General features: G+C 66.5%; 17 protein-coding genes. 9 read left to right on the plus strand and 8 right to left on the minus strand.

Translation table 11 applies throughout. From position 1 onward, the window contains the following. Nucleotides 1–127 precede the first annotated feature (127 nt). Nucleotides 128–592: a hypothetical protein gene (locus TSO5_RS01585; protein WP_109149941.1), complete on the minus strand. Its 465-nt coding sequence runs from the start codon at nt 590–592 to the stop codon at nt 128–130. Between the two features lie 355 nt (nt 593–947). Between TSO5_RS01585 and TSO5_RS01590 the strand changes: the two genes are divergently transcribed. Together TSO5_RS01590 and TSO5_RS01595 are read left to right on the plus strand one after the other, a co-directional pair. Then, nucleotides 948–2,828 carry a PAS-domain containing protein gene (locus TSO5_RS01590; RefSeq protein ID WP_247870530.1) on the plus strand — a complete coding sequence of 627 codons (1,881 nt, stop codon included), beginning with the start codon at nt 948–950 and terminating at the stop codon, nt 2,826–2,828. Nucleotides 2,829–2,983: 155 nt separating this feature from the next. Then, entirely contained in the window at nt 2,984–3,196 is a 213-nt protein-coding gene (locus TSO5_RS01595) for a hypothetical protein (protein ID WP_109149942.1), read from the plus strand. 79 nt (nt 3,197–3,275) lie between these two features. Here TSO5_RS01595 and TSO5_RS01600 read toward each other — a convergent pair whose 3' ends face one another. Both TSO5_RS01600 and TSO5_RS01605 read right to left on the minus strand, forming a co-directional pair. Next, nucleotides 3,276–6,779 carry an indolepyruvate ferredoxin oxidoreductase family protein gene (locus tag TSO5_RS01600; protein ID WP_109149943.1) on the minus strand — a complete coding sequence of 1,168 codons (3,504 nt, stop codon included), beginning with the start codon at nt 6,777–6,779 and terminating at the stop codon, nt 3,276–3,278. A gap of 258 nt (nt 6,780–7,037) precedes the next feature. Further along, entirely contained in the window at nt 7,038–8,090 is a 1,053-nt protein-coding gene (locus TSO5_RS01605) for a response regulator (protein WP_109149944.1), read from the minus strand. Between the two features lie 282 nt (nt 8,091–8,372). On the opposite strand from TSO5_RS01605, the gene TSO5_RS01610 reads away from it, so the two are divergent. Then, nucleotides 8,373–9,023, plus strand: coding sequence for a hypothetical protein (locus TSO5_RS01610; protein ID WP_109149945.1), 651 nt, complete (start codon nt 8,373–8,375; stop codon nt 9,021–9,023). Nucleotides 9,024–9,172: 149 nt separating this feature from the next. Here the strand turns inward: TSO5_RS01610 and TSO5_RS01615 are convergent, their stop codons facing one another. After that, entirely contained in the window at nt 9,173–10,444 is a 1,272-nt protein-coding gene (locus TSO5_RS01615; protein WP_109149946.1) for a lytic murein transglycosylase, read from the minus strand. A 377-nt stretch (nt 10,445–10,821) separates the two neighbouring features. Here TSO5_RS01615 and TSO5_RS01620 point away from each other — a divergent pair, with 377 nt between their 5' ends. Further along, the gene (locus TSO5_RS01620; protein ID WP_109149947.1) at nt 10,822–11,889 is read left to right on the plus strand and encodes a glycosyltransferase; all 1,068 of its coding nucleotides are present in this window, start codon (nt 10,822–10,824) and stop codon (nt 11,887–11,889) included. A gap of 93 nt (nt 11,890–11,982) precedes the next feature. After that, entirely contained in the window at nt 11,983–12,480 is a 498-nt protein-coding gene (locus TSO5_RS01625; protein ID WP_109149948.1) for a GNAT family N-acetyltransferase, read from the plus strand. Nucleotides 12,481–12,489: 9 nt separating this feature from the next. On the opposite strand, the gene TSO5_RS01630 is transcribed toward TSO5_RS01625, so the two are convergent. Both TSO5_RS01630 and TSO5_RS01635 read right to left on the minus strand, forming a co-directional pair. Continuing rightward, complete coding sequence (locus TSO5_RS01630) at nt 12,490–12,705, minus strand: hypothetical protein (protein WP_109149949.1); 216 nt, start codon at nt 12,703–12,705, stop codon at nt 12,490–12,492. A 360-nt stretch (nt 12,706–13,065) separates the two neighbouring features. Then, nucleotides 13,066–13,314, minus strand: a complete 249-nt coding sequence (locus TSO5_RS01635) for a hypothetical protein (protein WP_109149950.1) — start codon at nt 13,312–13,314, stop codon at nt 13,066–13,068. A 305-nt stretch (nt 13,315–13,619) separates the two neighbouring features. Here TSO5_RS01635 and fumC point away from each other — a divergent pair, with 305 nt between their 5' ends. The 4 genes from fumC to TSO5_RS01655 all read left to right on the plus strand — a co-directional run bounded on the left by fumC (nt 13,620) and on the right by TSO5_RS01655 (nt 16,489). Beyond that, nucleotides 13,620–15,011: a class II fumarate hydratase gene (fumC, locus tag TSO5_RS01640; protein WP_109149951.1), complete on the plus strand. Its 1,392-nt coding sequence runs from the start codon at nt 13,620–13,622 to the stop codon at nt 15,009–15,011. Nucleotides 15,012–15,102: 91 nt separating this feature from the next. Continuing rightward, complete coding sequence (locus tag TSO5_RS01645) at nt 15,103–15,318, plus strand: ribbon-helix-helix domain-containing protein (protein WP_109149952.1); 216 nt, start codon at nt 15,103–15,105, stop codon at nt 15,316–15,318. A 91-nt stretch (nt 15,319–15,409) separates the two neighbouring features. After that, a complete protein-coding gene (locus tag TSO5_RS01650; RefSeq protein ID WP_247870531.1) occupies nt 15,410–16,144 on the plus strand; it encodes a DUF599 domain-containing protein in 735 nt (244 codons plus the stop codon). A 138-nt stretch (nt 16,145–16,282) separates the two neighbouring features. Continuing rightward, nucleotides 16,283–16,489: a hypothetical protein gene (locus TSO5_RS01655; RefSeq protein ID WP_109073086.1), complete on the plus strand. Its 207-nt coding sequence runs from the start codon at nt 16,283–16,285 to the stop codon at nt 16,487–16,489. Nucleotides 16,490–16,533: 44 nt separating this feature from the next. On the opposite strand, the gene TSO5_RS01660 is transcribed toward TSO5_RS01655, so the two are convergent. Both TSO5_RS01660 and TSO5_RS01665 read right to left on the minus strand, forming a co-directional pair. Further along, a complete protein-coding gene (locus tag TSO5_RS01660) occupies nt 16,534–18,249 on the minus strand; it encodes an EAL domain-containing protein (protein WP_247870537.1) in 1,716 nt (571 codons plus the stop codon). Nucleotides 18,250–18,636: 387 nt separating this feature from the next. After that, nucleotides 18,637–19,800 (minus strand): acyltransferase, encoded by a 1,164-nt coding sequence (locus TSO5_RS01665; protein WP_109149954.1) that lies wholly within the window; start codon nt 19,798–19,800, stop codon nt 18,637–18,639. Nucleotides 19,801–20,232: the final 432 nt, after the last annotated feature.

Here is a 20,232-nt window from a genome sequence, read left to right on the forward strand (position 1 = left end):
GAGGGGACTACCATCGCTTTGCAAACAACTCCCTCTACCGCCGAAGGCGGGGGAGGGAAGGGGCCCATGCGCAGCATGGGAAGGGAGGGGGCAACAGGTTGAAGGGCGGGGGCACCCGTGCGGAACCTTACACCGCGATCTGCGTGACCATCGGCGTGTTCACCCCGGCATCGGCGCGGCGGTAGGCGTCGATGGCTTCCGACCAGGGTTCGATGGTCAGGCCGCTGCCCATGGCTTCCTGATGGATACTTTGCGCGACATAGCCGGCGTTCGGCAGGGCGTTTAGCGGCACCGGCCCGCCATTGACCGGGCCGGCGTCTTCCGTCGCACCGCCGATTGTGAAGCCACCGGCCGAGCCGACCGCCGATTTCGCCCGCGTCGCCGTCGACTCGGCATCGGCGCGCCCGCTGCTCTGCAGGGCGTCGCCGGTCGCCTCGGTGCCGTCCTTGCCGCGCTTGCGTTCCTCTTCGCCTGGGATGCGGCGGATTGGTTGCACCGCCGCGGCGTCGCTCGCCAGCATCTGACGCAGCTTCGCGAGGCCCGCGTTGGGCGACGCGCCGGTCGGTGCGGGAAGGGCGGCCAGTCCGGACAAGGGGCGGTTACCTCAAAACAGCCGGTGGAACACGGGGGAAGCGCAGCAGCACTCAAGCACTATCGCTCATCCGGCGATCTTGCACAAACCACCTGCGATTCGAAACAGGGTAGTGCGGGAAAGGTTCCGAAATACTTAAAATGCCCCACAAATGTCTCTGTATTGCGACTCCATGGCGCAGAGGAGAACTCGGCAGGAGTGGAAGGGGCTGTTACAGTAGCCCGTTCGATAGCGGACCAGCAAACCGATGGATGGCGCGCAGACCTTGCCAGCCCAGATTCCCGATCTACCGACGCCCCGTCCTCTTCCGGGTGACGGACCTGGGCCGGAGCCCGCAACCGGCGACGATCTCGCCGTGCTGGCTTTGGAGCAGATGGACCAGGGCGTGATGCTGGTCGATGCCGACCTGACGGTGCGCGTCATCAACGGCCGGCTTTACGAGATGTTCGAGGTGCCGCGCGGCTACATGCCCGGCGCCGACTATGCCCGCATCGTCCATTACCTCGCCCGCCGCGGCGAATTCGGTCCCGGTGACCCCGAGGCCATTGCCGCCCGCAATCTGGAGCTTGCGCGCCGCGCCGATCCGCCCCTGTACGAGCACCGCCGCCCCAATGGCCGGGTGCTGGAGGTGCGGACCCGCCCCACCTCCGGCGGCGGATTCCTCCGCACCTATTCCGACGTGACCGAGCGGCGACGCGCGGAGGACGAGCTTGCCACCCAGCGTCATCTGCTGCGCCTGACCCTGGAGAATATGGGGCAGGGCATCGTTCTGCTCGACCGCGACCTGCATTACATCGCCTGGAACAGCAATGCGCTGGACATACTGGGCGTGTCGGAGGAGGTGATGCGCGCCAATCCGGCGCTGCCCGACGTGGTGCGGCACCAGATCGCCAACGGCATCGTCGGATTGCCGTCCGGCGCCCCCGATTTCGGCGACGACCTTGACGCCAAGACGATCTATCTGATGGACCGCATCGGTCGGCCGGAGCGGGAGTTCATCTATGCCCGGCCCCAGGGCGACGGCCGCTTTATCGAGGTGCGGGTGGTGCCGCTGCCGGACGGGGGGCAGGTGCGGACCTTCACCGACATCACCGACCGCCTGATCGCCGACGAGGCGTTGCGTCAGAGCCGCGAGATCCTGACTGGGGTGATCGATGCCATCCCGGCCTTGATCGACGTGAAGGACCGCGACGGCACGGTGCGCCTGACCAACCGTTACTACCGCGAGACCTACGGCCCCGCCGCCGCTCCGCCGCCCGGTCCCTCCACCGACCGCGCCACCGCTCTCGACCGACTGGTGGTGGACAGCGGCCAGGGCGTCCCTTTCCACGAGGACCGCGCCCCCGACGGCGACGGTGCGATGCGCGACTGGCTGACCACCAAGATGCCGCTGACCGACGATGACGGCGAGGTCACCCACATCGTCACCGTGGCGCTCGACATCACCGCGAGAAAGCGGGCGGAGGCCGAACTGCGCGACGCCCAGGCCAGCCTGATCCAGGCGGAGAAGCTGGCTTCGCTGGCCCAACTGGTCGCCGGCGTGGCGCATGAGGTGAACACCCCCATCGGCGTCACCCTGACCGCCATCTCCCATCTGGCGGAGGAAGTCGGCCGCATCCGCACCTTGTTCGAGGAGAACCGCATCCGCCGCAGCGATTTTCGGGACTTCCTGGATGTCGCGTGGGAATCGACGCGGATGATCCTGTCGAACGTGGAGCGCGCCACCGGCCTGATCCAGAGCTTCAAGCAGGTCGCCTCCGACCAAGCCAGCGGCGAGCGCCGCGCCTTCGACCTCGCCGCCTATGTCGACGAGGTGCTGCTGAGCCTGCGCCCCCGCCTGCGCCGCACCCGCGTGACGGTGGAACTGGACATTCCCGCCGGCCTGATCGTCGACGGCTATCCCGGTTCCTTTGCGCAAGTGCTGTCGAACCTGATCATCAACGCCCTGGTCCACGCCTTTGACGAGGGCGAGCCCGGCCGCATCCTGCTGTCCGCGCGTGAGCAGCCGGCCGGCTGGATCGAGATGCATTACGCCGACGACGGCAAGGGCATCCCCGCCGACATCCGCTCCCGCATCTTCGACCCCTTCTTCACCACCAAGCGCGGCCTGGGCGCCAGCGGGTTGGGCCTCAGCATCTGCGCCAACATCATGACCGGCACCATGCGCGGCAGCATCGCGCTGGAGGATGGCGAGGGGAAGGGAACGCGCTTCGTGCTGCGGTTTCCGGTGGGGTAGGGGCCACCGTGCTCAGGGTGAATTGATCCAAGGAATCGACGAGGATTGGCCATTCCCTTGCGAATTCGCAATGCCACCCACTCACCATTTCATTAGCCTGCTCTCATATTCTCAGACAAAGCCGCGCGTCGCGGCACCGGAATGGAGCACATGCCATGGCCACCCACGCCGACCTGAACGCCCCGATCTATGAGCACTTCAACCCCGGCATCTTCGTACTCGGGCTGCTCGCGGCGGCGCTGATGCTGCTGATCCTGCCGATCGGCTTCATCTTCCACCCCAGCATCGTCCTTTATGCGGCCCTGCTCGGCACCGCGCTGTTCTTCGTCGCGATCTGGAAGATGACCGCCGGGTCGAAGCGGCCCTGAAAAAAGAAGGCGCCCTCCCCAGCATCACCGGGGAGGGCGCCTTTGCTTCAAATCACCTCACTGAACCACCCGAACCACCTCACTCCGCCGCCAGCGGCTGCGGGGCGGCGACCGGGGCGCGGAAGTCAGCCAGCAGCTTGGCTTCCTTCGCCTTCGCCCCCGCGACGTTGCGGGCCTTCACCGGGCCGTAGCCGCGCATCTCCATCGGCAGCGAGGCGATCTCCACCGCCAGAGCCAGCTTCTCGCGGGTCAGGCCGTTCAGCAGCTCGCCCACCACCGCCTCGTAATCGGCGATCAGCTGGCGTTCCTGCCGGCGCTCGGCGGTGCGGCCGAACGGGTCGAGCCGGGTGCCGCGCAGGCGCTTGCCTTTGGCCAGCAGGCGCAGGGCGTGCAGCATCCACGGGCCGAAGGTCTTCTTCTTCGGCTCGCCGCCGTCCTCGTTGGTCTCGCCCATCACCGGCGGGGCCATGTGGAAGGTCAGCTTCCAGTCGCCTTCGAACATGCGCTGCACATTCTCGACGAAGCCGCTGTCGGTGTAGAGGCGCGCCACCTCATACTCGTCCTTGTAGGCCATCAGCTTGAAGTGGGCGCGGGCGACCGCCTCGGTCAGCGCGGTGGAGCCGGGGACCTTCTGCTGCTCCGTCCGGCGGGTCCAGTCGATCAGCGCGTGATAGCGGGCGGCATAGGCGGCGTCCTGGTAATCGACCAGGAAGCGGTGGCGGCGGTCGATCACCTCCTCCAGGCTGCCGGACTGGCGGCGCTGGTCGAGCAGCAGCGATTGCGTGGCCTGCACCACCTCCTGCGGCTTGGCGGCGGCCTCGACGGAGGCCAGATCGACGGCGGCGTGGCGGCCCCACTGGAAGGCGTCGAGGTTCAGCTTCACCGACACGCCGTTCAGCTCGATGGCATTCAGGATAGATTCCTCGGTCAGCGGGATCAGCCCCTTCTGCCACGCATAGCCCATCAGGAACGGGTTGGCGTAGATGCTGTCGCCCAGCAGTGCGGTGGCCAGCTTCGTCGCGTCGAAGGCATCGACATTGGCGTCGCCGCCGCAGGCCTTGCGGATGTCGCCGACCAGATCGCGCACCGGGATCACCATGTCCGGCCTCTTGATGAAGTCGGCGGTGATGCTGTCATGGGTGTTGATGACGGCGCGGGTGCGGCCGGCGGTCATCTTCGACAGGCCGTCGCCGGCCGCCGCGACGATCAGGTCGCAGCCCAGCACCGCGTCGGCCCCGCCGGCGGCGATGCGGACGGAGTGGATGTCCTCCGGCGTGTTGGCGATGCGGATGTGGCTGGTCACCGCGCCGCCCTTCTGCGCCAGCCCGGTCATGTCGAGCACGCCGACGCCCTTGCCCTCGATATGGGCGGCCATGCCCAGCAGCGCGCCGATGGTGACGACGCCGGTGCCGCCGACGCCGGTGACATACAGGCTCCAGGTCTTGTCGAAGGCCGGGATGGCGGGTGCGGGCAGGGCGGTGGCGTCGGCCGACTTCGCGGCAGCCGGCTTCGGCTTGCGCAGTTGCCCGCCTTCGACCGTCACGAAGCTGGGGCAGAAGCCCTTGGTGCAGGAATAGTCCTTGTTGCAGCTGGACTGGTCGATCTGGCGCTTGCGGCCGAACTCGGTCTCCTGCGGGATCACCGATACGCAGGACGACTTGGCCGAGCAGTCGCCGCAGCCTTCGCAGACCAGTTCGTTGATGACGACGCGCTTGGCCGGGTCGACCATCTTGCCGCGCTTGCGGCGGCGGCGCTTCTCGGTGGCGCAGGTCTGGTCATAGATCAGGACGCTGACGCCGGGGACCTCACGCATCTCCTTCTGCACACGGTCGAGGTCGTCGCGGTGCTCCACATTGGCGTATTGCGGCAGGCCGCTGTTGATGCCGTACTTCTCCGGCTCGTCGGAAACGACGGTGATGCGCTGCACCCCCTCCGCCCGCAGGACGTTGGCAATCGACTGCACAGTCAGCGTGCCGTCGAAGGGCTGGCCGCCGGTCATCGCGACCGCGTCGTTGAACAGGATCTTGTAGGTGATGTTCACCTTGGCGGCGATGGCCTGACGGATCGCCAGGATGCCGGAGTGGAAATAGGTGCCGTCGCCAAGGTTGGCGAAAATGTGCTTTTCCTCGGTGAAGGCGGCCTGACCGACCCACGGCACGCCCTCGCCGCCCATCTGGGTGAAGGTGTCGGTCGAGCGGTCCAGCCACGTCGCCATGTAATGGCAACCGATGCCGCCCAGCGCGCGGCTGCCCTCCGGCACGACGGTGGAGGTGTTGTGCGGGCAGCCGGAGCAGAAGGTCGGCTTGCGCACCACGCGGGCGACATGGGCCTTCTGCTTCTCCTGCGCGTCGAGGAAGGCGATGCGGCGGACAAGGTTCTCGTTGTCGATGAAGCGCTGCAGGCGGCGGCCGATCACCACGGCGATCTGGGCCGGCGTCAGCTCGCCGGCGCTGGGCAGGATCCACTCGCCCTGTTCGTCGAACTTGCCGACCACCTTCGGGCGGACGTCGGGATTCCAGTTGTAGAGCTGTTCCTTCAACTGGTTCTCGATGACCGCGCGCTTCTCCTCGACCACGACGATCTCTTCCAAACCCTCGGCGAAGTGGCGGACGCCATCACGCTCCAGCGGCCAGGGCATGCCGACCTTGTAGACGGTGATGCCCCAGTCGGCGGCCATCTCCTCGGTGATGCCCAGCTCGTCAAAGGCCTGACGGACGTCGAGATAGCTCTTGCCGGTGGTGACGATGCCGAAGCGCGGACGCGGGCTTTCCATCACCACCCGGTCCAGCTTGTTGGCACGCGCGAACGCCAGGGCGGCGTACAGCTTGTGCTTCATCAGCCGATGTTCCTGCTCCAGCGGCGGGTCGGGCCAACGGATGTTCAGGCCGCCCGGCGGAAGCGCGAAGTCGGTGGGGATGACGGGGGACACGCGGTGCGGGTCGATGTAGACCGACGCCGAGGTGTCCACCGTCTCCGCGATCGTCTTCATCGCGATCCAGCAGCCGGAATAGCGGCTCATCTGCCAGCCGATCAGGCCGTAATCCAGGATCTCCTGCACCCCCGACGGGTTCAGCACCGGGATCATGGCGTGCATGTAGGCGTGTTCGGACTGGTGCGGGAAGGTGGAGGATTTGCAGTTGTGGTCGTCGCCGGTCAGCACCAGCACGCCGCCGTTCTTGGAGGTGCCGGCCGCGTTGGCATGCTTGAACACGTCGCCGGAGCGGTCGACGCCGGGGCCCTTGCCGTACCACATGGCGAAGACGCCGTCATACTTGGCGCCCTTGAACATGCCGACCTGCTGGCTGCCCCAGACGGCGGTGGCGCCCAACTCCTCGTTCACACCGGGTTGGAACTGGATGTGGTTCTTTTCCAGGAACTTGCGGGCGTTCCACAGATTCTGGTCGAAGCCGCCCAGCGGCGACCCGCGATAGCCGGAAATGAAGCAGCCGGTGTTCAGTCCGGCGGCGAGGTCGCGCTGGCGCTGCATCATCGGCAGGCGCACCAGCGCCTGGGTGCCGGTGAGATACACACGCCCCTCTTCGAGCGCGTACTTGTCTTCGAGCGAGACAGTTGCGAGCGCCATTCTTCATTTCCTCCCATCGGTCGGCAGCCTGGCAAACTCCGGTGCGGAGTGCTGGGACGCCGATTTGTTCGCTGGGCAAAAAGGTAATGAAGGCTGTCTTATATCGCAACGCCTGCGGCCGGCCGGATCGCAAAAAGCAAGGATCGGCCGGCAACCGGCGGTCTTCCGTAACGGAGCGTATGGAATGCCCTGCCTTGCGGAAATTCCCGCTCCGCTCCCTTCTCGCCCGGAGCCTGTCCAAGCGATATGGGGACGGACTCAGCGGCCGGTGAGGGGGGATTTGCCCGGAGGGGTCGGGTTGCCGCCCTCGGGCCAGTTGCCGAAGTCGGAGTGGCCGCGGGCGGCCAGGGTGCGGACGCTGGCGCGCAGCGTGCGGATCAGGCACAGCGCCACCGCCATCGACTGGGTGCTGCCGTCCGACCCCACCAGCCAGCGCAAGGCTGCGGCATGGGCCTGCAGGGCGTCGATATAGCCCTCGACATCCGGCTCCACCCAGGTGACGCAGGTGGACAGCGACGCGACGATGGAGGACGCGGCGGAATCGCCGGCGGTGGCGATCTGCAGATCGGACAGCGAATGGCGCAGCCGGCTGCCGATCGGGTCCGGCCGGTCGATGGCCGCCTCCAGCTTGTCGAGCGCCAGCAGCAGCCGCACCCGCTTCGGATCGTCGCTGCGCATGGTGGCGGCGCTGCGGTCCGGCGGCGTCACCGACGCAGGAACGGCTGACGGCGGGATGGGAGGCGGCAGTTGCGCCGTGCCGCTGACAACCGGACGCGGCGCCGTCGTCCGGGGGGAGGGCAGGCCGGCGGGGGAGATGCCGCCCTGGTCGGCCGGGCGTGCGGAGTCAGGGCGGCTTTCGCTGTGGGTCGCGGTTCCATCGCTGGCCCCGCCGGTGGCCGTACGCGGCGTGCTGTCGCGACGGTTCAGCACCGCGTCGATGCGCCGGGCCAGCGTGGCGGCCGGCACCGGCTTGGCCAGCACGCTGTCGGCGCCGGCATCCCAGGCGCTGCGCACGGTGGCGAGATCGGCGTTGGCGGTCAGCACGATGATCGGCATGTTGGGCCGCAGGCTGCCCGGCGATTGGCGAATCCATTGGATCAGCTGCGCACCGCCCACCGGCTCCATCACCCAGTCGGTCACCATCATGTCGAACACCTCGCGCCGCAGCGCGTCCTTGGCCTCCTGTCCGTTGGCGACCGCGGTGATCTGGCCGACACCCCAAAGCCCCAGCATGTCCTTCAACGCCCGCTGCAGCAGCGGATTGTCGTCGACAATCAGGATCTTGACGGGGGAGGCGGGTCGCTTCGTCATGGAGTGGTTCCGATGATGCGGCTGTGACAGTCCCCATATCCGCCTCGTCCCGCTCCTTTTCATGGGAAGGGGACGGGTAAGCGACCAATGAGACGCCCGCTGCACCGTTGGGTGGGCCGGGTTATCCCCTCCGCCGTTCGAAAGGGTAACCGGCCTGCGACACCACCCCTTTCGATGCGCAGCCACGGACGTGGTGCATATCAGAAAGTCCTGATGGTGGTGGACGCGCCGCCCCCGCACTCCTATGATTCCCACCATTCTCCTATGGGAAAGGGCGATGTGATGGACGGCGGTTGCGGTGGCGGATCCTGTGGTGGCGGTTCCTGCGGCGGTGGGTCTTCCCGTCCGTCCAGCGGACCGGACGATCTGAAGCACACGATGCGGATGGCGATGGTGGTGAACGGGCTGCTCGGCGCCCTGCTGCTCACCGCCGCCAATGCGACGCAGGCGGTGTCGCTGTGGGCGGCGGCGCTGCTGGTGTTGAACCACGCCGCCGGCCATGCGGTGACCCTGGTCGGCACGGGGCGGCGGCCCGACCTGCGCGCCCGGCTGTCGATGCTGCAAGGTGTGGCGCTGGCGGTTGCCGCCGTGGCTCTGGTGGTGACTGCCGGGCGCAGCATCGCCGGCATGACCATTCCCGACGTGCCGCTCGCCAGTCTTGCCCTGCTGCTGGCCGTCGGCGTGACGGTGGCGACTGCTACCCTTCTGTTCGCCAACCGGCGCGGCACGCTGACCCTGCGGGCGATCTGGCTCTGCTCGCGCAAGGACGTGCTGCCGCTCGCCGCCGGGCTGGTCGGTTTGGCGGCGAGCTGGCTTCTGCTCGACGGCGCGCCGGATGGGCTGGCTGGCGCCGGGGTGGCGGCGGTTCTGCTGGCGGGCGCCTGGGGGCTGCTGCGCGGCGGGATGGTGGGGGAGGGTGTGAGGCACTTCTAGTGGATGCCCCCTCCCTAACCCTCCCCCGCTAACGCGGGAGAGGGAACTCCGCCGCTTCGCGATTAATCGACGTCGACAAGCATTTTACCCCCTCTCCCGCAAAGCGGGGGAGGGATGGGGAGGGGGCTCCCCCCAACGAAACCTCTTCCTCACGACCGCTGCCGCAACCGCTCCAGCAGCGCCTTGGTGGCAAATCCGTCAGGGATTTCCCCGACCGAAGCCTGGAACCGCCGCACCGCGTTGCGCGTGTTCGCCCCCACGATGCCGTCGGCTGCGCCCGGATCCATGCCCAGCGCCGCCAGACGCTGCTGCAGGTCGATGCGCTCGTCGCGGCTCAGCGCCTGTTCTTCGCGCGGCCAGCTGCCGCGGACGCCGGGCTTGCCGGTCATGCGGTCGGCCAGCAGGGCGACGGCCAGCGAATAGCTGGTCGACGGGTTGTAACGCATGATTGCGCGGAAATTGTCGCGCACCAGGAAGGCCGGCCCGCGATGCCCGGCCAGCACCAGGATCGCCGCGGACCCGTCGCCGTCAAGCTCGCTGCCGTCCAGCGGACGCACGCCCAGCCGGCGCCATTCCGACAGCGGCTTGGTGATGCTCAGTTCGGCCTGATCGTAGGCGAAGCCGTCGGGCAGCCGCACCTCCTGCCCCCACGGTTCGCCGGGACGCCAACCATTGGCGAGCACGAACTTGGCGGTGGAGGCCAGGACGTCGGGCATGCTGCCCCAGATGTCGCGATGTCCGTCGCCATCCTCGTCCACCGCGTTGCGCAGGAAGACGGTCGGCATGAACTGGGTCTGGCCCATGGCCCCGGCCCAGGAGCCGCTCATCCGTTCCGGCGGGATGTCGCCGGACTCGAGGATGCGCAGGGCCGCCAGCAGTTCCGAGCGGAAATAGGCGGCGCGGCGGCCCTCGAAGGCCAGCGTCGTCAGCGCGTCGATGACCGAGAAGTTGCCGGTGGACTTGCCGAAATCGGACTCCACCCCCCAGAAGGCGACCAGGACCTCCCCCGGCACGCCGGTGCGGCGGGTGATGCGGGAAAGCAACGCCGCATGCTCCTGCAGCTTCTGCCGGCCGTCCTGGACGCGCTTTTCATTCACGGCGCTGTCCAAATACTGCCACACTTGCCGGGTGAACTCGGGCTGGGCCGAGTCCAGCTCCACCACACGGTCGGACAGCTTCACCCGCTGGAAGGCGCGGTCGAAGGTCTGCGGGCGGATGCCCTGGCTCAGCGCCTCGGTACGCAACGCCGCCAGCCATTCGGCGAAGGAGACGGACTGCTGCGTCGCCGCCGCCGGGGCTGGGGTGGCGGCAGCCGTCGGGGTGCCGGAAACGACCGGGGCGGTGGCGCCGGTGCTCTGGCAGCCGGCCATCAGCAGGGTGGCGAGAAGGAGGCGGGCGGGATGACGGAACGGGACTCGCATGCGCTCGACCGTGATCGGAGGGGGAACCGGGGCGTGACCCTAAGGCTCCCGGCCGCAAGGCTCAACCGACAAATGGATACTTCCGGGGTGGAACCCTCGATTGCGGGAGCGAAACGCTTGCAGGGCCGGCGGACCGGTCCATATCAAAATCCAGCGCATCGCTTTCGCAATTCCCGTCCGGCGGGTCTCCGCCTTTCGGTGCCGATCCCGGAAAGACCTGTTCCCGACAAGGAAGACGGGACGGGAACGAAATCCGGAACACCGCCTTCCTCTATTGCGTTGATCTGGAGGCACATCGATCCGGAACGCGCAACGATCGGGTGCCGCTTCGACGAAGAGGCCGCCTTCTGTCACGGAATGCCAAGGGTGCCGTCGCCATGAAAATCGTGATCTTCGGCTTGACCAACGGGTATCGCCATGATGGCGGGCACAGATCGCGCTGGCGTGCCTTGATCCAGGCGCTGGCGATCCGCGGCCATCGCGTCGTCGCGGTCGAACGCAGCGGCCCCGATGCGCCGACGCCCTGGACGATCCCCGGCGGCGACGTGCTGTCCTACGGCGCCTGGGACGAGGTCGCCGTGGAGGCGGCGGCGCAGGCCGACGATGCCGGGGTGGCGCTGGTGGTGGCACAGGGGCCGGACGCCCGCCTTGCCGCCGACCTCGTCCGCCAGTCCAAGGCACCGCGCCGTGTGCTCTACGATCCCGAAGCGGCGGTCAGCCTGACCGCGCTGGAGGCGGGGGAGAGCGTGGCCCATCTGCCGGCCGACGGGCTGGGCGGCTTCGACATGGTGCTCGCCTCCTGCGGCGGGCCGGCGCTGGACCGCTACCGTGCCAAGGCAGGGGCGGAATCGGTGGTCCCGCTCTATCCCTGGATCGTGCCGGAGGTGGACAAGCCCGGCGACTTCAGGCGGGAGTATCTGGGCGACCTCTGCTGCATCGTCGGCGGGCCGGACGGCATCCGCGAGGGGCTGGACAACTTCTTCATCAACCCCGCCCAACGGCTGACCCGCCGTCGCTTCGTGCTGGTCGGCGCCGATCTGCCGGACGGCGTGCCGCGCGCCTCCAACATCCTGACCTTCCCCGATCTCGACCCGGCGCAGCATGCCGACGTGCTGGCTTCGGCCAGTCTCGCGCTGACGCTGGCCCGCGACGACGAGCGCAAGATCGGCTGGTGCCCGTCCGACCGGCTGTTCCTCGCCGCCGCCTGCGGCTCCGCCATCGTCGCCGATCAGTGGGAGGGGCTGGACAGTTTCTTCGAGCCCGGGCGCGAGATTCTGGTGGCCGCCCAGACCGACGACGTCACCACCGCGATGATGCTGCCGCGCAACCACCTGACCGACCTTGGCCGCCGGGCGCGCAAGCGGGTGCTGGCCGAACACAGCGCCGAACGCCGCGTGCAGGAACTGCGCGGCATTCTCGACCTGAAGGGCGGCGGCGACGACTGAGGGCGTCATGCTCAACGGGAGTGCACAAGAGCGGGGAGCGGGCTATGGTCCGCTCCCCGTTTCGTTTGTGCCAAATCAGGGAGCCATCCGCCGATGCCGACCGTCACCATCCGCCCCGCCGTCGAGGAGGATTGCGCCACCATCCTGCGTTTCGTCCGCGAACTGGCGGAGTTCGAGCGCGAATCCGATGCGGTCAAGGCGACCGAAGAGGATTTCCGCCGCGACGGCTGGGGGCCGCAGCCGGTGTTCGAGGCGATGATCGCCGAGTTGGACGGCGTGCCGGTCGGCTTCGCCCTGACCTTCCGCAACTTCTCCACCTGGGAGGGGCGGCCCGGCCTGTATGTGGAAGACCTCTACGTCACGCACGACGCGCGGCGCTACGGCGTCGGCCGCAAGCTGCTGGCCGCGGTCGCGCAACGCGCGGTGGAGCGCGGCTACCGTCGTGTCGATCTGAGTGTCCTGGATTGGAACCCGGCGCGCGGATTCTACGACCGGATCGGGTTCAGCCAGATGAAGGAATGGCTTCCCTACCGCCTGACCGGCGAAGCGCTGGCCAATCTCGCGGCCGAGGGTTTGGCCGGGGAGAAGTAAGGCGTGGGATCAGGCGGCGCGGTTCAACGCGGACGCGCCGATGATCTCGGCATAGTCGGCGCGTTCATTGCGCAGGTTGGCCAGAAGATCGACCAGGCTGTCGCGAACGAAAGCGTCGTCCTGCTCGACGATGGTGTCTTGGGTCAGTCGAATGAACTGATCGAGAAGCTCGATATGGGCCGCAGAGGACGCGTTGATCTTCTTGGTGTTGACGGCGCCGATCATGTAAATCTCCCTTGGCCTGAGCGTTCCCGATGACCCAATAAGGCCACCGGGCCAGTTAAAGACTTCCTAACGGGACTATGCGGCAGGTGGTATCTTCGGGGGTACTTCCGATCTATGGTCCTATCGCCCGTGACCACTCCGAAGAGTTACCCCGAACGTTGAAAGCCACGCTCGATACCCTGCTACAATAGGTCGCTGTTGGATGTCCCGGCGGGTGCCTTGCACTATGACAACACGCACCGCTATGTCAGGTTGCTCAGAGCGCCTGAGGGAATTGGAGGGAGGGACTACCAAAGGGTGTGGTCCCGTCAACCCCGTTTGAGATCATGACCTCCCTGGAAATGCCGGCCGCTGGACATATCAGGCGGCGCGGCGGGCGGTCATGCGGTCGCGTGCGTCGGCGCGTTCCAGCGCGCGGGCGACCAGATCGTCGAAAATCCCGCCGATGGGCGCATCCAGAACCGCAGCACGCCCGGCCGGCATCGGGCCTTCCATCAGGACAGAGCCTTCCTCCCCCGGGCCGAGAACGCGCCAGCCGCGGCTCTTCATCTCCGAAACGCGCGTCCGGGCAATGAAGGCGCGGATATGGTCGTGTGCCAGATCGTCCATTCTGTTCCCCCTGTCGCTGTCGCCCAATGCTGTCGCCAAAATCCGTCGATGACCGCCGGACTTGCGGCGGTTCAACCGGTCACTCGGAAAAGGGTACGGAAGAACTGCGAACGCAACAAGAACAAATTCGGGGGTGAAGTGAGGATTCCTGCCGAGTCGCCCAAGCTCCCGCTTGGTGCGTCCCAAGATGCCCCGTCAGACCGCCCCTTGCCGTCCGCACCTTCACCGCAAAGATCAGGCGGGGCGGGAGCATTTGCAACCTGCTCCATCCGTGACCAAAAGCGGCGATCAGGAAAGGTCCGACCATGAGCGGTGTCCGCACCGAAACCGACAGCTTCGGCCCCATAGACGTTCCGGCCGACCGTTACTGGGGCGCCCAGACCCAGCGCTCGCTCCAGAATTTCCGCATCGGCGGAGAGCGCATGCCGGTGCCGCTGGTGCGCGCGCTGGGCATCCAGAAGCGCGCCGCCGCCGCCGCCAACCTGAAGCTGGGCGTGCTCGACCCGACACTCGGCGCCGCGATCATGGAGGCGGCGGACGAGGTGATCGACGGCCGGCTGGCCGACCATTTCCCGCTGGTGGTCTGGCAGACCGGCTCCGGCACCCAGTCGAACATGAATGCCAACGAGGTGATCGCCAACCGCGCCATCGAGAAGCTGGGCGGCGCGATGGGGTCGAAGACGCCGATCCATCCCAACGACCACGTCAACATGGGGCAGTCTTCCAACGACAGCTTCCCCACCGCCATGCACATCGCCGCCGCCGACGAGATCGTGCGCAGCCTGATCCCGGCGCTGGAGCATCTGCGCACGGCGCTGGACGCCAAGGCCGATGCCTTCCAGGAGATCGTCAAGATCGGCCGCACCCATCTGCAGGACGCCACACCCCTGACGCTGGGACAGGAGTTCTCCGGCTATGCCGCGCAGGTCTCCTATGGCATCGCGCGGGTGAAGGGCGCGCTGCCGCAGCTCTACCGGCTGGCCCAGGGCGGCACGGCGGTCGGTACCGGCCTGAACGCCAAGCCCGGCTTCGCCGAGGCCTTCGCGGAGGAGGTGGCGGCCTTCACCGGCCTTCCCTTCGTCACGGCGGAGAACAAGTTCGAGGCGCTGGCGACCCATGATTCGCTGGTCGACGTGCACGGCCATCTGAACACGCTGGCGGTGTCGCTGATGAAGATCGCCAACGACATCCGCCTGCTGGGCTCCGGCCCGCGCTCGGGCATCGGCGAGCTGTCGCTGCCGGAGAACGAGCCCGGCTCCTCGATAATGCCCGGCAAGGTCAATCCGACCCAGTCGGAGGCGATGACGATGGTCTGTGTCCAGGTGATGGGCAATCACACCACCGTGACCATCGCCGGCGCCACCGGCCATTTCGAACTGAACGTGTTCAAGCCGGTGATCGCCTTCAACGTTTTGCAGTCGATCCGTCTGCTGGCCGACGCCGCGAACAGCTTCACCGACAATTGCGTGGTGGGAATCGAGGCCAACCGCGACCGCATCGCCAAACTGGTGTCGGACAGCCTGATGCTGGTGACGGCGCTGAATCCCCACATCGGCTATGACAATGCGGCGAAGATCGCCAAGAAAGCCCACAAGGAAGGGACAAGCCTAAAGGAGGCCGGACGCGAACTCGGACTCCTGACGGATGAGCAATTCGATCAATGGGTTCGCCCCGAACGGATGGTTGGTCCCGGTTAAGCTTGGGGTTAGGGTGGGGGTGTCGTCGTTCCCGGCCGTTCCGGCCTTCCTCTGACCACCCCCATCCCCCACTTGCGATGCGTGCGTGACCATGAAGAAGCGTTCGGTTCTGATCGCCGGCCACCCCACCAGCGTCTCCCTTGAGGAGGAGTTCTGGGACGCCCTGAAATCGGTTGCTCAGTCCCGCGGCCTGTCGGTGAACGCCCTGATCGAGGAAATCGACCAGACCCGCACCGGCAATCTCTCCAGCGCCATCCGCGTCCATGTCCTGAAGGCGGTACAGGGGCGCGAAGCGGGAGAACGGTGACGGAATCCTCTCGGACAGCCACAATGGACAGCCGTCCGCGGCCGGCGTACACGCTTGCTGGCCGTCCGCCACCCGACGAGACCCCGCCGCCATGCCCGCCGCCATGCCTTCCGACGTCACCACCCTCGACATCATCGCCTTCGTCTGGTTCGTCGGCTCCTGGGTCGGCTTCACCATCACCCAGGACCATCTGCTGACCGGCCGCAACGTGCTGAACCAGCATCTGCGGATCGTGCGGCGCCACTGGATCGAACGGATGCTGGAGCGCGACAACCGCATTATCGATTCGCAGCTGTTCGGCCACACCATGCACAGCTGCACCTTCTTCGCCTCCACCAACATGCTGGTGCTGGCCGGCCTGATCGGGTCCTTCGGCGCGGCGGAACGGGCGCAGCAGTTCATCTCCGACCTGTCCTTCGCCGTCCAGACCTCGCCCCAGCTGTTCGAGATCAAGATGCTGCTGATGGTGGTGATCTTCACCTTCGGCTTCTTCAAGTTCACCTGGGCGCTACGCCAGTACAATTACTGTTGCGCCCTGATCGGCTCCGCCCCGATGCCGCCGGTGCCGCCGGACGACCGCAAGGAAATCGCCCGGACCATCAGCGAGGCGCTGACCCTGGCGATCACCGCGCTGAACGGCGGGATCCGCGCCTATTACTTTGCGCTGGCGGCGCTGGTCTGGATCATCGGACCGATTCCCCTGATCGCCGCCTCCAGCGGCGTCGTTCTGGTTCTTACCCGCCGTCAGGCATTTTCCGCCACCGAGAAGGTCATCCGCGTGCAGACCCAATGGTTGGAAAGAAACGATTCAACTAATACGAAATAACATTTAAAAAACCACTATTTTTCCCGTGCGTGCGACCAAATATCCTCTACCTGATGGAGAGTTGCGGCGCCTAATGTCGACGCACCGAAAGACGGCGCGACGACCTTCCCGCGCGACGCACAGGATATGAGGGCGACGATGGACGCCGATACCGCACTGAGCATCATGGATACCCTGGATCAGGCCGAAGCGCTTCTGCGTCGCATGCACCTGCGCGACGGTTGTGCGGGCGCCAATGCGCTGGCCCATAACCGGCAATTGCTGGACGCCGCCCGCCACCGGCTGGAGCAGGTCCACAGCATCGAGGGGATGGGCGCTTTCGCCGGTGCGACGGCGCTCGCCTGATCCGGCTGGCCCGGGGCAGGCCCGACTCACCCCTTCAGCCCGACTCACCCCTTCAGCAGCACCTTGCCGCCGCTGCGCACCTTCGACCAGTCCTTGGCGAAATAGGCGAAGTCCCGCGACGGCCGGCTGAACAGGAAACCCTGGGCCAGCGACACCCCCAGCCCGGTCAGCAGATCGGCGTGCACCGCCTCCTCCACCTGCTCGCCGATCAGGTCCAGTCCCAACTGGCGGCAGACGTCGACCATCGACCGCAGCATCGCCATGTCGCGCGGGCTGTTGACGGCGCCGCGGACGAACTTGCCGTCGATCTTGGCGTAATCGGCCTGGATGCCGTACAGCGACTGGAAGCTGGTCGATCCGGCGCCGACATCGTCCAGGCAGATGCGGAACCCGGTCTCGCGCAGCTTCTGCAGCACCTCGTTCAGCTTGGCGATGTCGGTGACGATGACCGTTTCCGTCACCTCGATCAGCAGCTTCGCGGCCAGATCGCCATAGGGGGCGACGACCGATTGGAACTGCTTGAGGAAGATCGGGCTCATCAGCGTCTTGGCCGACAGGTTGATCGCCACGTCCGGCAGCTTGGGCTCCTTGCGGAACTCCTGCAACGTGTCCAGCACCGTGCGGGTCAGCAGCAGGTCGAAATCGTAGATCAGCCCGACATCCTCGGCGAAGGTGATGAAGTCGGCCGGCGAACTCATCCCGTCGACACGGGTCAGCGCCTCCAGATGGTGAACGGCGCCGGTGCCGATGTCGACGATCGGCTGGTAGACGACGATGAAGTCGCGGTTGTCGATGGTCGCGCGCAACTGGCCGATCCGTTCCACCGCGCCGGCCATCAGCCGGTTGGCACCGTCCTCCAGGCTGGAGATGGTGAACTCCCCGCCTTGCGCCGAGGCGAAGGCCTGCACCGTATAGACCAGCGCGCGCGCCGCATCCGCGGCGTCCAGCCGGTCGTCGGCCATGTCCAGCGTCCAGGACCGGATGCCGCCGGGCAGGGCGCCGCCCGCCGCCTCGATGATCTGGGCGATATGGCCCTGCACCTCGCTCCCGTCGATGTCGGCGGCATGGACGATGCCGTACCGGTCGCCGGTCAACTGGCCAGCGCTGTCGCCGTCGGCGGAGATGCCGCGCAAATAGGCGTCGATGCCCTCGCGCACCTCCGCGGCGGCCCCTTCCGGCATCGTCTCCACCATCGCCTGCAGCCCCTCGACCAGCAGCAGGGTCAGCCCCTGGTCGAGCCCCTTCTCGCGGGCGGCGAGGATCCGCTCCTCCAGGATGCCGGCGAATCCGGTCTGGTCCAGCAACTCGCCCTGCGCCGCGGCGGCTGCGCCGGCACCGTGGCGTTGCGGTGCGGTCAACAGCACGGTCAGGAACAGCGATCCCGGACAGGAATCGAGCCGGCAACCGCCCAGCAGGGCCGCGAACTGCTGCCCGTCGAAGGCCTGGAACAGCACGCGCGACGGCTTGATCCGCGCCTTCTCCCGGATGCGGTCGAACAGGACATGGACGTATTTGCGGTCGCCGGGCGCCACCACTTCCATCAGGTTGGTGCCGACCAGCCCGCCGACCTCGCCCTTGGTCAGGCGGCAGCGCGCCCCGGCGGAAAACAGGATGTTGCCCTGCGCGTCCGTTTCGATCAGCAGGTCGGCGGCGGCGAAGGCGAAGCCGACGAAGCGGTCGCGATCGCGGCTTGACGCCGGACGGCGCGACGCCGCCGAACCGGCAGCCGGCGTCATCACCGGCCCGACGACCGGAGTCATCACCGGGGGGGAGCGTCCTGCACTGTCCTGCGCCAAGGGCATCGTCATGAGGTTACAAATTGCATCAAAGTTTAGAGAGTTTGAGGATGAATGTGACCGAGAGTAACCAATATCGCCATAGGTTAGAAGAGAGTCTGTTGCCGACCACCGTCGGCTTAACAGAACGCGACAATTTGTGACATCTATACCGTAAATGCTAACGCTCCGCCGGCGCCTTGCCTTCTGCCTGTCTTCTCGGAAATTATCGTTACCGAAAACTTGACGCGGTCGTTCCGGGACCGCAACGACGGTCGTTGGAAGCGCTGAATGGGAATCGGCAGCCCCCGCAAGCGGGTTGTCGAGCGGCTGCCAAAACTCCCGCGCCCGGTGTGCGCCAAGTGTGCCGTATCAGGTGACGTCCACGGTCACCGGCTGGACTGTGGGTTTGCGCCGGCCGAGAAGCACTGCGTTGAAGCTCGCCTGACCGGGCATCTCGATGAAACGGTAGGTCAGGGCGGACACCGCAATCACCGTCGCCAGATACGACAGCGCAAGCCCATCCATCACCCAGGTGCCGCCGAAGAAGATCAGCCGAGTCTCTTCACCACCGACCGGCGTCTCGGTGAACATCGGCTGGCCCAGCAGCTTCTGCATCACGGCCGCCGTCTTCTGGTACAGGGCGATGACCAGCGCATGCACCATGTAGATGGAGTAGGAACGGGCGCCCAGCCACTGGAGCGGCACCTTGGCCAACAGGTGCGAGAGGACTCCCCCCTCGAAGGCGAACACCCAGACCACCAGGCCGAACAGCAGCGGCGAGGCGAAGGACAGGGCATTGCCGCGCGCCGCCGCCACGAACACGATCACCGCAGCCAGGCAGGCCGCCTCGACCAGCCCGGCCATCGGCAGCTTCGCCAGTCCGGCGCCGCGGGCGGCCATGAACAGCCGATAGACGATGTGTCCGGCGAAGAAGCCGTAGAGGCAGCGGAAATAGCCGAGGTCGAAACTGGTGTCGATGAAATGGTCCGACCATCCCATGATGACGAAGGCACCGGCGGCCGACAGCGCCACCGCCGCCGCCGTCACCAGCCACGTGCGGCGGGCCAGCAGGCAGACCAGGGCAAAGGTGATGTAGGCGATGACCTCCGCGCTGATCGACCAGCTCGGCATGTTCCAGGTCAGCTCGCTCTCGACGCCTAGTGAATGGACCAGGAAGAGGTTGCTGAGAATGGACGACGGCGCGAAGCGGCCGGTGAAGGCCGCGGCCTCGCCATGGATCGCCAGTGCCTTGACGATCTCCAGCGGAATGAACGCGACCAGGGTGGCCGCATGCAGGGGCCAGACACGGCCCATCCGCCGGACCAGAAAAATCCCGGCATCCGGTGCCGAGTTCAGGCGCCGGAGATAGGCGTGGGTGATGACGAAGCCGCTGAGAACGAAGAAAAAGTCGACAAACAGATAGCTGCCTCGAACGAATGGATTGAGATAAAAATTTCCAAAAGCGCTGAAATGGAATAAAGCCACGAATAACGCGCACAAGCCGCGCCAACCGTCCAGCACTGGAAAACGCATTGGGTTTCTCCTAATCGGGGTGTCAATTCAGTCAGGTCATGTCGATCGACGATCTTAATGTTGCGGCGGAATATTACTTCGATAGATAAGGAATAAACAGTTAATTACCGTCGGGCGAAAGTAAATGCTGGCGGCGCAACCAAATAGCCGGAAAAGCGGTTTATTTCGAATGACTGCCGACAGCTACCCCGGTCTGGTTCACTGTAGCGGCCCTGCAATTGGTGGGGAGTGCGGATTTGCCAAACTGTCCGGTGGCCATAGTGCCGATGGCACGGTTCGCAACACGGATTCGCCTCTCTCCCACTGGCTGGGTGCCGCCGGGGCAGTACGTCTCCTGCGCCTGGCGGTTGAGCTTTCTCACGATTGTGCCTGGCCGTTCCGCCCGGCATCCTTCATCCATCTCGTCGCGGCCGAAGAACCGGATGATGCCCA

The organism is Azospirillum sp. TSO5, from assembly GCF_003116065.1.
Classification (GTDB): domain Bacteria; phylum Pseudomonadota; class Alphaproteobacteria; order Azospirillales; family Azospirillaceae; genus Azospirillum.